Source organism: Phyllobacterium sp. T2-21 (genome assembly GCF_055378485.1).
Genome location: NZ_AP027912.1, coordinates 569,874 through 583,483, shown reverse-complemented (window position 1 = coordinate 583,483; position 13,610 = coordinate 569,874). Strand labels below are relative to the sequence as shown.

At 56.9% G+C, this 13,610-nt stretch carries 11 protein-coding genes and 1 pseudogene; 8 read left to right on the top strand and 4 right to left on the bottom strand.

Annotation, left to right across the window (positions count from 1 at the left end):
* Nucleotides 1-14: 14 nt before the first annotated feature.
* Nucleotides 15-1,415 (bottom strand): glucuronate isomerase, encoded by a 1,401-nt coding sequence (gene uxaC, locus ACZ5FP_RS02935; RefSeq protein ID WP_464662040.1) that lies wholly within the window; start codon nt 1,413-1,415, stop codon nt 15-17.
* 302 nt (nt 1,416-1,717) lie between these two features.
* Between uxaC and ACZ5FP_RS02930 the strand changes: the two genes are divergently transcribed.
* The 4 genes from ACZ5FP_RS02930 (at nt 1,718) to gshB (ending at nt 5,606) form a co-directional block, all read left to right on the top strand.
* Nucleotides 1,718-2,494, top strand: a complete 777-nt coding sequence (locus ACZ5FP_RS02930; protein WP_464662039.1) for a GntR family transcriptional regulator — start codon at nt 1,718-1,720, stop codon at nt 2,492-2,494.
* Between the two features lie 33 nt (nt 2,495-2,527).
* Complete coding sequence (gene uxuA, locus ACZ5FP_RS02925) at nt 2,528-3,718, top strand: mannonate dehydratase (protein ID WP_464662037.1); 1,191 nt, start codon at nt 2,528-2,530, stop codon at nt 3,716-3,718.
* Nucleotides 3,719-4,191: 473 nt separating this feature from the next.
* Complete coding sequence (locus ACZ5FP_RS02920) at nt 4,192-4,509, top strand: septal ring lytic transglycosylase RlpA family protein (RefSeq protein ID WP_199537995.1); 318 nt, start codon at nt 4,192-4,194, stop codon at nt 4,507-4,509.
* Between the two features lie 155 nt (nt 4,510-4,664).
* Nucleotides 4,665-5,606, top strand: a complete 942-nt coding sequence (gshB, locus tag ACZ5FP_RS02915; protein ID WP_464662034.1) for a glutathione synthase — start codon at nt 4,665-4,667, stop codon at nt 5,604-5,606.
* Here the strand turns inward: gshB and ACZ5FP_RS02910 are convergent.
* Nucleotides 5,603-6,502, bottom strand: a complete 900-nt coding sequence (locus tag ACZ5FP_RS02910; RefSeq protein ID WP_464662033.1) for a LysR family transcriptional regulator — start codon at nt 6,500-6,502, stop codon at nt 5,603-5,605. The two genes, gshB and ACZ5FP_RS02910, sit on opposite strands and share 4 nt — an antisense overlap.
* Nucleotides 6,503-6,648: 146 nt before the next feature.
* On the opposite strand from ACZ5FP_RS02910, the gene ACZ5FP_RS02905 reads away from it, so the two are divergent.
* The 3 genes and pseudogenes from ACZ5FP_RS02905 to ACZ5FP_RS02895 all read left to right on the top strand — a co-directional run bounded on the left by ACZ5FP_RS02905 (nt 6,649) and on the right by ACZ5FP_RS02895 (nt 9,956).
* On the top strand, nt 6,649-7,530 hold the full coding sequence (locus ACZ5FP_RS02905) for an MBL fold metallo-hydrolase (RefSeq protein ID WP_464663149.1): 882 nt from the start codon (nt 6,649-6,651) through the stop codon (nt 7,528-7,530).
* Nucleotides 7,531-7,680: 150 nt separating this feature from the next.
* Nucleotides 7,681-8,328: pseudogene (locus tag ACZ5FP_RS02900) on the top strand (magnesium chelatase domain-containing protein); the annotation flags it as partial.
* Nucleotides 8,329-8,363: 35 nt separating this feature from the next.
* Nucleotides 8,364-9,956 carry a recombinase family protein gene (locus tag ACZ5FP_RS02895; protein WP_464662031.1) on the top strand — a complete coding sequence of 531 codons (1,593 nt, stop codon included), beginning with the start codon at nt 8,364-8,366 and terminating at the stop codon, nt 9,954-9,956.
* A gap of 9 nt (nt 9,957-9,965) precedes the next feature.
* Here the strand turns inward: ACZ5FP_RS02895 and ACZ5FP_RS02890 are convergent, their stop codons facing one another.
* Together ACZ5FP_RS02890 and ACZ5FP_RS02885 are read right to left on the bottom strand one after the other, a co-directional pair.
* Nucleotides 9,966-10,871 (bottom strand): DNA adenine methylase, encoded by a 906-nt coding sequence (locus ACZ5FP_RS02890; protein ID WP_464662029.1) that lies wholly within the window; start codon nt 10,869-10,871, stop codon nt 9,966-9,968.
* Entirely contained in the window at nt 10,868-12,289 is a 1,422-nt protein-coding gene (locus tag ACZ5FP_RS02885; RefSeq protein ID WP_464662027.1) for a hypothetical protein, read from the bottom strand. The genes ACZ5FP_RS02890 and ACZ5FP_RS02885 overlap by 4 nt, the downstream gene beginning before the upstream one ends.
* Before the next feature lie 674 nt (nt 12,290-12,963).
* Here ACZ5FP_RS02885 and ACZ5FP_RS02880 point away from each other — a divergent pair.
* A complete protein-coding gene (locus ACZ5FP_RS02880; protein ID WP_464662025.1) occupies nt 12,964-13,602 on the top strand; it encodes a recombinase family protein in 639 nt (212 codons plus the stop codon).
* The last annotated feature ends 8 nt before the right edge of the window (nt 13,603-13,610 follow it).

The following is a 13,610-nucleotide window of genomic DNA, read 5'->3' as shown; positions in this document are numbered from 1 at the left end:
TCGTCTGTTCTGTTTCAAAGACGGTAGGCTTGTTTGGCCAGCCGGTAGCTCAGGTCGTGGGCAATCGTGTGCGCCTCATCCTCGTCCAGCCGGTGATCGGCGACAAGCCGCGCGAGATAAGCGCAATCCACCCGGCGAGCCATGTCGTGCCGGGCGGGAATCGAAAGATAGGCCCGCGTGTCATCGTTGAACCCGACGGTGTTGTAGAACCCGGCCGTCTCGGTGGTCAGCTCGCGGAAACGGCGCATGCCTTCGGGACTGTCATGGAACCACCATGCCGGTCCGAGCCGCAGGGCGGGATAGTGCCCGGCAAGCGGCGCCAGTTCGCGGCTGTAGCTGGTCTCATCCAGCGTGAACAGAATGAGGGTCAGTTGCGGATTGTTGCCGACCGCGTCGAGCAGTGGTTTCAGCTCTTCGACATAGCCGGTCGAGCGCGGAATATCCGCCCCCTTGTCGGGACCGAAACCGGCGAAAACCCTGGCATTGTGGTTGCGGAAGGAGCCCGGATGCAGCTGCATGACCAGCCCGTCATCAATGCTCATGCGCGCCATTTCGGTCAGCATCTGGGCACGGAACAGATCGGCATCCGCATTGGAAACATCGGGCCGCAGGACCCGCTCGAACAGTGCTGCGGCGTCATTGACGGGCAGATCGGCGGTGCGCGCGCTGGGATGGCCGTGATCGCTTGAGGTGGCGCCCCGCGCCTTGAAATAGGCACGCCGGTTGCGGTGCGCATCGAGATACCCCTTGTAGTTCAGCGACGTGCCGGCAAGGGCAATGAGCCTTTCCACATTCGCGCGGAAATCCGCCCGCGACGCATCGATCACGGCGTCGGGCCGGTAGGCGGGAATGACACGCCCATCCCAGCCCGACTTTCGGATGATGTCGTGGGCCGCGAGGTCATCCGTCGCCGCATCGGTCGTCGAGATCACCTCGATGCCGAACTGCTTATAGAGTGCGCGCGGGCGCATCGCGGGATCGCCGAGCTTGTCGGCAATACGGTCATAGAGCAGGTCGGCATTGCCTTCGTTCAACCGCTCCGTGATGCCGAAAACCGTTTCCATGGCATGCTCGAACCACAGGCGCGACGGCGTGCCGCGAAACAGGTACCAGTGTTTGGCAAACAGCCGCCAGATCGTGCGACCGTCGGTTTCGACAGGCCCGCCATCGTGACGCGGCACACCCAGATCCTCGAGCTTGACACCTTGAGAATACAGCATGCGGAAAATATAATGGTCGGGCTTGACGAAGAGACTGGCCGGATCGGGGAAAGCCTCGTCATGGGCGTACCACAGCGGGTCCGTGTGGCCATGCGGCGAGATGATGGGCAGGCGCTCGACGTCCGAAAAAAGCCGCCGCGCGATGGAACGGGCATCGGCTTCGATGGGGAAAAGTCGATCTGGGTGGAGAGGCATCGTCGGTCCTTGCTGTCATCTTCCGCACCGGCCGATACACCATACGCTGCATGTACCGGAGCCGAAGCCGTGAAATTGCCCCTGTCGAGGCGCTTTTCGCATCGCGCGAGCCGCCTTGGATGTCTTGTGAACATTCGGCTTTTGCGATCTTGGCGAAGAGTAAATAATAATATATTAGTATGTCAACTGGATCGATGTGCCTTGAAATCGTTTCCTTCGCGGCTTTGGCACTATGATTTCGCGCGGAATTCTACCATTCATGACGGTGGATTCATCCGCGACACAGGAAATGGAGCGCTGGAATGGCAGCACAGAACCGGGGAGAAAAAAGTTTGGCCGTGGCGACACCGGCTGAACCCATCGCCTCAGCACGAGACAAAGCGACGCGTTTCGCCAAATCCGGCACGCGCGGCGCCCCAGCCGGACGCATGACGACAGCCACGGCGATTTACCGCGAACTGCATGCTGCCATCGTTTCCATGCAGATGACCCCCGGCACCGCTCTCAACGAAAAAGTTTTGACGGAACGCTTTGGCGTCAGCCGCACCCCGGTTCGCGAAGCGCTGATCCGGCTGGTGGAAGACGGGCTGGTCGATGTCTTTCCGCAGTCGGGCACCTTTGTTGCCCGCATCCCGGTTGCGCTGATCCCGGAGGCCGTGGTCATCCGGCAGGCGCTGGAAGGCGCGACCGTCGAGCGGGCTGCGGCGGTTGCCAGCGCCAAGGATGTGGAATGGCTGGACGAGATTCTGGCGCGCCAGCAGTTTTTTGCCGACCGGCAGAACATGAGTGCCTTCCACGAAGCCGACGAGGCCTTTCACGAGGCGATTGCCGGCATCGCCGGCCATCCCGGCATCTGGCACTATCTGAAGCCGGTGAAAGTGCAGATCGACCGTGCCCGCCGCATGACGCTGCCAGCCCTCGGCCGCATGGAGAACGTGCTTGCCGAGCACAGGATCATCCGCAATGCCATCGAAATTCATGACGTACCGGCCGCCTGCGCGGCAATGAAGCAGCATTTGAATGCTGTCATTCCCGATATTGATGAACTGAGAAAAAGCCACCCGGGCTCATTCGTCTGAACCCGGCGATTACACGAAATGACGGAGGACTGAATGCGTCAGGCATGGAGATGGTTTGGGCCAAAAGCCGGTGTCACGCTGGACAATGTGCGCCAGGCCGGGGCGACCGATATCGTATCGGCGCTGCACGAGGTACCGATCGGTCAGGCCTGGACCGAAAAACAGGTGCATGAACGCAAGTCGCTCATCGAAACCACCCCCGCCGGGCGTATTCCCCTGACCTGGTCGGTGGTCGAGAGCATTCCGATTCCCGATGCGGTCAAACGCCTCGGTGGTGCGGCGAAGCACGAAATCGCCGCCTGGATTGCCAGCATGGAAGCGCTCGCAGCCAATGACATCCGTGTCATCTGCTACAATTTCATGCCCGTTGTCGACTGGTGCCGCACCGACCTCGATTATGTCACGCCGACCGGTTCGACCGCGATGCGCTTCGACCACAACACCTTTGCCGTGTTCGACCTGCACATCCTGCAGCGCACGAATGCGGAAGCGGCCTATTCGCCGGAGGACCGCGCTATCGCGGCGGCGCTCTACGCCGGGATGAGCGGACAGGAAATCGCCGACCTCACCCGCAATATTGCCAGCGCGCTGCCGGGTTCGACAACCGAGCCGCTGACCATCCCCGCCTTCCGCGACAAGCTCGAAGCCTATTCCGGCATCGACGCCGGCAGACTGCGCCAGCATCTGATCGAATTCCTCGAAGCCGTCACGCCCGTGGCTGACGATCTCGGCGTCAAGCTGACACTGCATCCGGATGATCCGCCCCGTCCGCTTTTCGGCCTGCCGCGCATTGCCTCGACGGAGGCCGATTATGCCGCCCTGTTCGACGCCGTTCCATCCCCAGCCAACGGCATGTGCTTCTGCACGGGAAGCCTTGGCGTTCGGGCCGACAATGATCTGCCTGCAATCGCCCGCCGCTTTGCCTCGCGCATCCACTTCTCCCACCTGCGCGCCACCACCCGGGAAGGCGACGGCCGCAGCTTCCATGAGGCGGCGCATCTGGAAGGCGATGTGGACATGGTCGCCGTGCTGAAGGAATTGCTGGCCGAAGACCGCAAACGCGACCGGTCGGGCAGCATCATCTTCCGCTCCGATCACGGTCACCGCATGCTGGACGACCTGACGAAAGAGGTCACGCCGGGTTATCCCGCCATCGGCCGCCTGCGCGGCCTGGCCGAACTGCGCGGTATCATCCACGCGCTGGATGCCGGGGCCCTCGCCTGAATTCCGATCAAGCGCCGATATCGAGGCAAACCCCGGCACGCACGTGCCGGGGTTTTTCATTTTCAATCGTTAATTCCGCTTAACACATTTGGCCCGAAACCGGGGATTTCAGAGTCTTCGTTTAGGCTTTCGTTCAGTATTGATCACATTACCGCCATATTTCAAAGGGAACCGCGGCAATAGTTCCATGGATGCAAGCATCCTTGATCACGTTTTGAGTCATAATAAGACAAATTTTTTGAATGACTTGGCTGATCTTGCGGGATTTGCTCACCGATATTTCCCTTTCGGGCCACCTCGAGGACACATTTACCCAAAATAGAATGGATCACTCACTCACGTGATGATCTACTTGCCCATGATCATTCTTATGCGTGCGTCTTCAGTCTGGCAGTACCTGCCGCGGGCCGTTTTAAAGTGCGAATTTCAATATGGTCTCCATTGCAAGTATCCGTAAGGTACTTACTGCAACCATGCTTCTTCTGATGTTTGGTATCGTTTCGGCGAACGCCGGTTCTGCCTGTGGCGGTGCCTCCTGGTACGCGCTTCATTCCAAGACGGCTTCCGGCGAGCGCATGAACCCCTCCGCTCTCACGGCCGCGCACCGCACCCTGCCTTTCGGTTCCAAGGTGAAGGTTACCAACCAGCGCAACGGCAAGTCGATCGTCGTGCGCATCAACGACCGCGGCCCGTTCATCAAGGGCCGTGTGCTCGATCTTTCCAAGGGCGCTGCAAACCGTCTGGGTTTCGTTGGCGCGGGCCATACCAATATCTGCATGGCCAAGCTCTGATAGACCTTCCCGCGCATCCCCGCCGGAAGGCAGGGATGCGGCCTCTTCGCGCTATTCTGCCCTCTACAATATCTTGATCGCGGTGCAGGATTGACCTTGACCATCGAACGTGACATCGCCATGTCAGCACTCCTAATCCTGTCGGGGGACGTTCCATGGCATTGAAAGTCGCGGTCCAGATGGACCATATCAATTCGATCCGCATCGCAGGCGATACGAGCTTTGCCCTGTGCCTCGAGGCGCAAGCCCGCGGCCACGCGCTCTATCACTACACGCCGGACCGGCTCAGCATGCGCGACGGCATCGTTCGCGCGCGGGTGGAAGAACTGCAGGTCCGCGATGTGGAAGGCGACCACTTCACCCTGAGTGAACCGGTTTCCCGCGACCTGTCCGAGATGGATGTGGTGCTGCTCCGGCAGGACCCGCCCTTTGATATGAACTATATCACGACGACGCATCTGCTCGAGCGCATCCATCCGAAAACGCTTGTCGTCAACGATCCGGCCTGGGTGCGCAACAGCCCGGAAAAAATCTTCGTCACCGAATTCCCCGACCTCATGCCCGATACGCTGATCACCAAGGATCCGCAGGAGATCGTGGCCTTCCGCAAGGAGTTCGGCGACATCATCCTCAAGCCGCTCTACGGCAACGGCGGCGCCGGCGTGTTCCATCTTGCCGATGGCGACCGCAACCTGACATCGCTGCTGGAAATGTTCGGCCAGATGTTCCGCGAGCCGATCATTGCGCAGCGCTATCTCAAGGATGTGCGGGCTGGTGACAAGCGCATCATCCTGATCGACGGTGAGCCGGTCGGCGCGATCAACCGCGTGCCGTCGGAAAGCGATGCGCGCTCCAACATGCATGTGGGCGGCCGGGCCGAGAAGACCGAACTGACGGAACGCGAGCGCGAGATCTGCGCGCGCATCGGCCCGTCCCTGCGGGAGCGCGGCTTCATTCTCGTCGGCATCGATGTCATCGGCGACTACATGACCGAAATCAACGTGACCTCACCGACGGGCATACGCGAAGTCAAGCGCTTCGGCGGCGCCGATATCGCCGCGCTGTTCTGGGACGCTGTCGAGGCCAAGCGGCGCTAACTGCGCCGTTCACGTTCCATCGCCTCAAGGATATCGACAAAGGCGCGCACGCGCGCCGGCCTGTATTTGGCCGGCGGATAGACCGCGTGAATGCCGCCCGCCGGCAATGACCAGCCGGGCAGCAGGCGCACGAGCCGGCCGGCCGCAATATCCTGCACCACCTGGTAGTCCGGCATGACGGCGAGCCCGATACCGGCGAGGACGCAGACATAGCTTGCCTCGGTGCCATTGGCGCTGACAACGGACTTGCCCGTCACAACCACCTTTTCATCGCCTTTTGCAAACAGCCAGCGCAACGGTTCCTTCAGCGCCCCGTTGGCGATCCATTTCGCCGCTTCGAGCGCGCCGGGATGCGCAACGCGACCGATCTGCCCGGCATAGGCGGGCGAACAGACAAGATGCTGCTCGAACGTGCCGATCCGCCGGGCCTGCGCGCTGGAATCCTCCAGCCAGCCGACGCGGATGGAGAGATCAAGCTCATTGTCGACCAGATCGAATTTGACATCGGTGAAGGTGAGATCGGCTTGCATCTGCGGATGGCGCTGCAGATAAAGCGCCAGAGCCGGCGCCACGACCTTTGCGCCATAATCCAGCGGCGCTGTCAGCATCAGGGTCCCGACAGGTGTTCCGGTCTCGGACGACACCTCCTCGATCGCGTTTTCAGCCTCGCGCAGGACGACGATGCAACGTTCGTAGAAACGTCGCCCCGCCTCCGTCGTCCGCAGCCGCCGTGTCGTGCGGATCAGGAGCGCCGAGCCAAGTTCCTCCTCCAGTTTCGACACCTGATGGCTGACGACGGCCTTGGCGACACCCAGCCGGTCGGCGGCGGCGGTGAACGATCCCATATCCACCACGGTGACGAAATAGATGAACCTGTTGAAACTGACCGCGGGCATGACGCGCCTTATTATGCGAAATAATCATACAGTCTGTCATTTTGATCGGGATTTTTCAAGAAACCCGTCCATGTCACTATACGCGCCACAGTGAGAAACCGAGCGAGGACCGAGACGTGCGAACCCTTCTGACACGACGCGATACGATGAAATCCCTTCTGGCAGCCGGTGCCGTGGCGGCCCTGCAGCCGCTGGGCGCCATTGCGGCCAGGGCCGCTCCCACGCTGGCATGGACCTATTTCCAGGCGGATGAGAACGGTTTTCGCCGCACCCCCGTGCTCCTGACCGGCGAGAAGGAAGCGATCCTGCTCGATGGCGGGTTTACACTTTCCGATGGACGCGCGGTTGCAGATGCGATCAAGGCGACTGGCAAGACCCTGACAACGATTTACATCAGCTGCAGCGACCCCGATTACTATTTTGGCCTGCGTCCCATCGTCGATGCCTTCCCCAAGGCAAAAGTCCTTGCGGCGCACGCCACCGTGGACGCCATCAAGGGCAACGTACAGGGCAAGCTCGACGTCTGGGGGCCGCAGCTCAAGGACAATGGACCGAAGGTGCTGGCGGATGTCGTCATTCCGGAAGCCTCAGACCTGTCTTCGCTCGACCTGGAAGGAAACAGAATCGAGATCGTCACCATCAAGGATATGAAGGATCGCCGCTATCTCTGGGTGCCCGGGCTTGAAGCGGTTTTCGGCGGTGTGCTGGTTTCCTCCGGCGTCCATGTCTGGGTTGCAGACGAACCGGCCGTGGAAGACCGGAAGAAGTGGATTGCCGCGCTTGACGAAATGGCGGCGCGCAATCCGCGGATCGTCGTGCCGTCGCATCAGGTTGCCGGCGCCCCGCAGGGACCGGCGGCGGTAAAATTCACCCGGAACTATCTCGAGACGTTCAACACGGAAGCCGGGAAAGCCAAGACCAGCGGCGAACTGATCTCCGCCATGAAGGCGCATTACCCCGACCTGCTCGATGTCTCATCGCTTGAACTGGGCGCCAAGGTCGCCAAGGGCGAGATGAAATGGGGCTGATGGCCCCCCGCTGAACCGCATCGCGCCGAATTCCATCCCCGGCGCGATCCCGCCGTTCTCCTAACGTTCTTGTCATGCCGCACAAATTATGATGAGGTGCCGTTATTGGCACTGTTCATTTTTTAGATGCGGTATTTTAGGGAACGATTGATGGTCACCCGCGCGCGCACCGTCGCATTTCAGGGCATTGAGGCCCAGCCTGTCGATGTGCAGGTGATGATCGCCCCCGGCAAGATGGGAATCCATATTGTGGGCCTGCCCGACAAGGCCGTGGCTGAAAGCCGCGAGCGCGTGCAGGCGGCGCTGCATGCCTCCGGCCTGTCCCTGCCGCCCAAGAAGGTCACCGTCAATCTCGCACCGGCGGACCTGCCCAAGGAAGGCAGCCATTACGACCTGCCGATCGCCATGGGCCTGATGGCGGGGCTCGGCGCCATTCCCGCCGATGTGCTGGAGGCCTATGTCGTTCTCGGCGAACTGTCGCTCGATGGCACGATCACCCATGTGGCCGGGGTTCTTCCTGCCGCGATCTCCGCCAACCGGCAGGAGCGCGGCCTGATCTGCCCCGCCCCCTGCGGACCCGAGGCTGCCTGGGCGGGCGCGCAGATCGATATTCTGGCGCCGCGCAGCCTGATCAGCCTCGCCAATCATTTTCGCGGCCATCAGGTGCTGTCGCGCCCTGAACCGTGCCTGCAGACCAATGCAACCGATCTGCCCGATCTGAGCGATATCAGAGGACAGGAAGGCGCCCGGCGTGCATTGGAGATTGCCGCCGCGGGCGGCCACAACCTCCTCATATTGTGGACAAAAGACCCAATAGTCGCTATCAAACTTAAATGACCCAAACCAAAACCCAAAAAGCCTACTCCTATATTCGATTTTCCACGCCCGACCAGATGAAGGGGGATAGTTTCCGTCGGCAGTATACCATGGCGCAGGGCTACGCTGCTAAGACAGGGCTTATACTGGACGATGGTTTGTCACTGAGCGACATGGGCGTGTCCGCCTTTCGCGGTCAGAACGCAAAGGTAGGCGCACTCAGCTTCTTCCTTGAACACGTAAAGTCGGGTGATGTGCCGAAGGGTTCCTACCTCCTGATTGAAGCACTCGACCGCTTATCACGTCAGTCCCCTTTGGACGCCTTAGATACACTCAGGGATATCATGCGTGAAGGTATCACCGTGGTCACGCTTGACAATGAAACAGTCTACACCACTGAGACCATCAATAGTAATTTCACGAACCTCATTGTAACCCTGATGCTCTTCTCTCGCGCCAATGAGGAGAGCGCTACCAAGTCTCGTCGGCTGAAGCAGGCGTGGGAAGGCAAGCGCCTAAAGGCAGCGGCAAAACCCCTTACCGCCATATGTCCGGCGTGGCTCAAGCTGAGCGACGATAGGACCCAATACGAAGTGCTGACCGAACGTGCCAACATTGTTCGAAGCGTCTTCGACATGTGTCTGGAGGGGTTGGGACAACACGCGATTGCCGCCCGGCTTAATGGGATGGGTCTCGGCACCTTCAAAGGTTCGGAGATGTGGCACCGATCATACGTTAAAAAGCTACTCGACAACCCAGCTGTGATTGGGCGCTTTACGCCGCACACGTTGGACGTGGTTGGAGGGCGGAAGGTGCGGACCCCTCTTGAAGCCGTGGAAGATTACTATCCAGCCATTGTTAGCACCGATACATTTGAGAAGGTTGCCGCGATGAGCAGCCGACGCGGGTTAAACCAGCCACGCACGGCCCCCAAAGCTACGCCAATGGAGACCGCAGCAAGACCGGCGTTGGCCAATGTCCTCTCAGGTCTTGCGAAGTGTCCCGCATGTGGCTCCACGATGACCCGAGTTAACAAGGGTGGCGGTCCTAAGGGTGGCAAGCCGTATCTTGTATGCACGAAGGCGAAGGCCGGTGTTGGTTGCCAGTACAGACAGGTTAGGCTCGACCTAGTCGAGGACGCCGTCATAAATGTTGGCAGCTATCTCCACAGCCTAACACCCTCACCAAATGACGAACTGGAATGGAAATACCGAGACGCATTACTCCAAAAGGAAGTCGTGGGTGGCGAGATACAGAACCTTGTCGAGGCCATATCGCAGGGAGACACCTCCAAGGCGGTCAGGGACGCGCTTGCTGCACGGGAAGCCTTGATGGATCAAATCGGTAGGGACCTAGAAGAGGTTGGCAGACTTGCTGCCGACACCATGACTAATCGGATCGACAATGCTGTGGAAGAGCTGCGCATACTGACTGGGGAAGAAGCCGGGGGTGCTGATATAGCCAAGATCAACGCAACCCTGAGGCAGCTATTCAATAAGGCGGTCGTGGATTATGACACAGGGTATCTCAGACTGCACTGGAGGCACACCGAACAAAGCCCTGTTGAAGCTCTCTACACCTCTGTGGCCGCCAAGTTGTCGCAGACCTAATAGAAAACCCTACAACAATACGTTTGAGAACCTCTCGGTTTCTGCAATCGCGCCAACGGTATCAGGCATTATAAGCTGATCGCTAAAGAACATCACTTCAGAGCCCTGACGGGCTGAACGGGCACTATAGCCAATGTCGTAAATTATCTTCGATTGCGAACCATAAAGCTCATTAATTGGTCCCACATTGTCATATGAGACGATCCATTTTTGCTTCACTACGGTGCCCATTATGTCCGCGATCTGCTCATGGTCTTCTTTTTCGTAGAAGTGGAAGTAGAGTTCTCTGCCCTTAACGTAATAAGGGGGGTCACAATAGATCAAAGTCTTTTCTGGCCAAGTCTTTTGTCCCTTCGAGAGAAACTCAACGGCGTCCATATTTGTCAGACTGATACGCTCTTTTAGCCGAGCTACGGCTTGTATTCGCTTGATAAGTTCTTCAGCATTGTATCGCGCATCAATTTTCCATTGACCCGTTTGCGCCTTGCCTCCGATGATACCGCCATTCAGAATACCCGACCGATTTGTGCGGTTTAGAAAAAAGAAAGCAAAACCCAATGAAAGGGTGTCTTCAGTTAACCCAGCTTTGAATATAGCTTTTTGCTTGCCCCACTCCTCAACTGTACGCGGCGTATCCCGAACCAACCGACACAGCTCTTCTGTTTGCCCTAAGACGCTCGACCAGAAGGCATAGACCGATTGGCTCAAATCATTGATGTGGACGCGGGTGACATACTCGTGGAATAGGAGTTCCAATGCGATGGCCGCACCGCCAGCAAACGGTTCAACATACTCGCCATCAAGCAGATCGTTACTCTTCAGAATTTTTTTGACGTAAGGCGCAAGCTTAGCCTTACCGCCTGGGTAGCGGAGAGGGGTGAAGTGTATTAGTCGGTCCGAACTATCCGTTGTCATTTCCAGATCGTTTCAAAGAAAGGCCGCGCATTATCGAAGGCCACTGACAAATCACTCTCCATTGGCGAGTAAAATTCGTTGTGCACGTAGTCGTGGAGCGTATCTATATAAAGAGCATTCTTTGGATTGTTGATGCCTTTGGATACGCCATCCAAGTGTTTTTCTGGAACGCCAGATACCACCATTTCCTTAACGGCGTCCTGCACTTTGACCTTCAACGACTTGTCCTTCTTGTGTCCTCCCTTGTCGGTAACTGTTAGGTCGACGCCTTTTCCTCTCAAATAGACGTCCACTGATATTTCAAGGAAAACACGGAACAACACCGCTATTGCGTGTCGATTGGTGGACAATTGGAGCGACCGCAGTTCCTTTTCAATCTCAATAGTTTTGGGGTTGGTTACGTTAAGCACGCAATCTCTTGTGATAAGCGTTTTTCTGATCGACGGACGTGTAGCTTTAGGCGGCTTCGTTGCTGGTTCCGATTGTTTGTCATCACTTGCGTCAGCACTGGCATTGCCACTTCGCGTCGATCCACCTGACGCGTTACCAGCCTTAAACTCTGAAAACGTTCCCTCAGTCCATTCTTCGACTCTCTCCCAATTACCTGTTTGTGTAGTCAGGTCAGGAAGGTCTTTCCCAAGGGTTTTGGCATAGGCAATCTGATCTGTTTTTAACTTAATCTTTGTAACATTAACGACTCCCTCAGAGAGGTCTTTAACAATGCGTTTGAGTATTCGTAATGCTGCCTTGGGAGGCAAATCTGTCACAAGCTTGGATTGCTTGACATCAAATCCTATGTGTTGACGAAAGGGCACCGAGGACAGCAATCTATCCAAGTTTGTAATTGGAAAGCCGCTCTCTAGTTCCTCTTGTTGGCCAGCGTCCAAGCCGGTAAAGCGTAAAACAGCTTCCAGTGCTTGCAATGCCGGGTCACTCCCGCGAAAGCGAGCCGTGGCAAGACCATTCCACCTTACGATACCGGTTCCCAGATTCTCGCCTGTGTGGCGCTGTTGAAGCCAAAGTGCCCCTTCGGAACGGCTTGATATCACAAAGCAGTCAATCTTGCCGACTGTCTTTGGATCGAAGTTTTTGGCTAGGGACTCAAATTTGCGACGCAAAGGCGCTGCGACTTCTAAATCTCCCAAAACTGCCGGGTTATTTAGGATTTTCAATGCAGCAAGACGACGATTTCCCTCGTAAACAATAAACTTTCCGCTCTGTCCATCTTTCAAGACAAGCCAACGATCCATGGGGTTCAACCCATTCTGGCTAATAATATTTCCAGCGAGTCGTGCTAATGCGCCCTTCTGGTCATCAAGAATACGTTGGAGAGCTTCTCTTTGGCTGCTTGCTTTTGTTATCCTAGGGTTTTCCAAGTCCAACAATAGATTACTTACGCTAATCGTTTTGTTGACCAAGGCAGACCTCCGAATCAGTTGTCGGTGAGAGCAAAATTCTATTTAGGCTATCGTGTCCACCTGTTTTTGAACAGGCAGATGAAGCCGACATTTTTAAGTAATTCAGGAGTTTGCGATACTATTTTTACTATAATCTTCGCAAATACCTCCGGTTACCCCCCATTCCGGGAAGCTTTACGGTGCAAAAGTTCGAAGTGGCATCATGAGAAGGAGTGAACGCGAATTACCCCCGTGGGGGTGTTGATCCCTATGGGCTTGCCTTGCAACTCCGCTCAGCGTGGTCGGTCCACTCATTGTGATCCGCGCCCCATACAGATACGCTCACTAGAAGAAGCGCCTACCGGTTGCCAAGGTGTAGATAACAACAACACCCAAAACGATCAGCCCCGGTATGATGCGGCGATATAGAACCGACTTAAGTGCAAACCTAATGCCCATTGGTCTGTATTGCATATGAATTATCCCCCAATGTCCCAGCGACATACGAGAGTTGTAGATAAAGCAATTTGAAGTCAATCGACAAACTTTACGATAACCAGATGGTCCGTTTAGCGTACACCCTGAGCGGACTTGACTGGCAGGGCTATTTCGTTGAGCGGGCGTCGATGGGTTGACTAATCTAAACGGACCATTTACGCGTGTACCAATCTAAACGGACTTTAGAGGATAACGGCATGACAATGATTAGGACCTACCTTCGAGCTTCCACAAAAGAGCAGGACGCTTCGCGTGCACGTGCTGACCTCAAAGCCTTCGTTGACCAGCGTGGCCTTAAGATTGCTGCGGAGTACATAGAGAACGAGAGTGGCGCTTCGCTACGTCGGCCGGAACTCTTCAAGCTCATTGATCAAAGCCATGAGGGAGACATCCTACTCATTGAACAGGTGGATAGGCTCTCACGTCTCAATGATGCGGATTGGCAGACTCTCAGGGCGCTACTGGCAACGAAGCGGATCAAGGTTGTTGCGCTGGACCTTCCGACATCTCACATGCTGGTTAATGCCGATGAGTTTACCGGGCGGATGTTCGATGCTCTCAATACAATGATGCTTGACATGTTGGCTGCGATTGCCCGGAAGGACTACACAGACAGGCGTAGACGGCAGGCGCAGGGAATTGCCAATGTCATGTCAGACCCCGAAAAGAGAGCGTCCAAGTTCAAGGGCAAGCCCGAGGACGTCAAGCGCCACGAGAAGATAGCCAAGCTGTTGCATGCTAAAATGGGTTGGACCGATGTCATGGCTACGGTTGGATGTAGCAGGACCACGGTGGCTAAGGTGGCCAAACGAATTAGAGAACAGGAGAAGGCGTGAGGGGTACA

Bases quoted from the DNA above. Each gene is read 5' to 3' on its own strand.
- ACZ5FP_RS02890 (WP_464662029.1), bottom strand. From the start codon at position 10,871: ATGACAACGGATAGTTCGGACCGACTAATACACTTCACCCCTCTCCGC.
- ACZ5FP_RS02920 (WP_199537995.1), top strand. From the start codon at position 4,192: ATGCTTCTTCTGATGTTTGGTATCGTTTCGGCGAACGCCGGTTCTGCC.
- uxuA (WP_464662037.1), top strand. From the start codon at position 2,528: ATGCGTCAGGCATGGAGATGGTTTGGGCCAAAAGCCGGTGTCACGCTG.
- ACZ5FP_RS02910 (WP_464662033.1), bottom strand. From the start codon at position 6,502: ATGCCCGCGGTCAGTTTCAACAGGTTCATCTATTTCGTCACCGTGGTG.
- ACZ5FP_RS02895 (WP_464662031.1), top strand. From the start codon at position 8,364: ATGACCCAAACCAAAACCCAAAAAGCCTACTCCTATATTCGATTTTCC.
- ACZ5FP_RS02880 (WP_464662025.1), top strand. From the start codon at position 12,964: ATGACAATGATTAGGACCTACCTTCGAGCTTCCACAAAAGAGCAGGAC.
- gshB (WP_464662034.1), top strand. From the start codon at position 4,665: ATGGCATTGAAAGTCGCGGTCCAGATGGACCATATCAATTCGATCCGC.
- ACZ5FP_RS02905 (WP_464663149.1), top strand. From the start codon at position 6,649: ATGAAATCCCTTCTGGCAGCCGGTGCCGTGGCGGCCCTGCAGCCGCTG.
- uxaC (WP_464662040.1), bottom strand. From the start codon at position 1,415: ATGCCTCTCCACCCAGATCGACTTTTCCCCATCGAAGCCGATGCCCGT.
- ACZ5FP_RS02930 (WP_464662039.1), top strand. From the start codon at position 1,718: ATGGCAGCACAGAACCGGGGAGAAAAAAGTTTGGCCGTGGCGACACCG.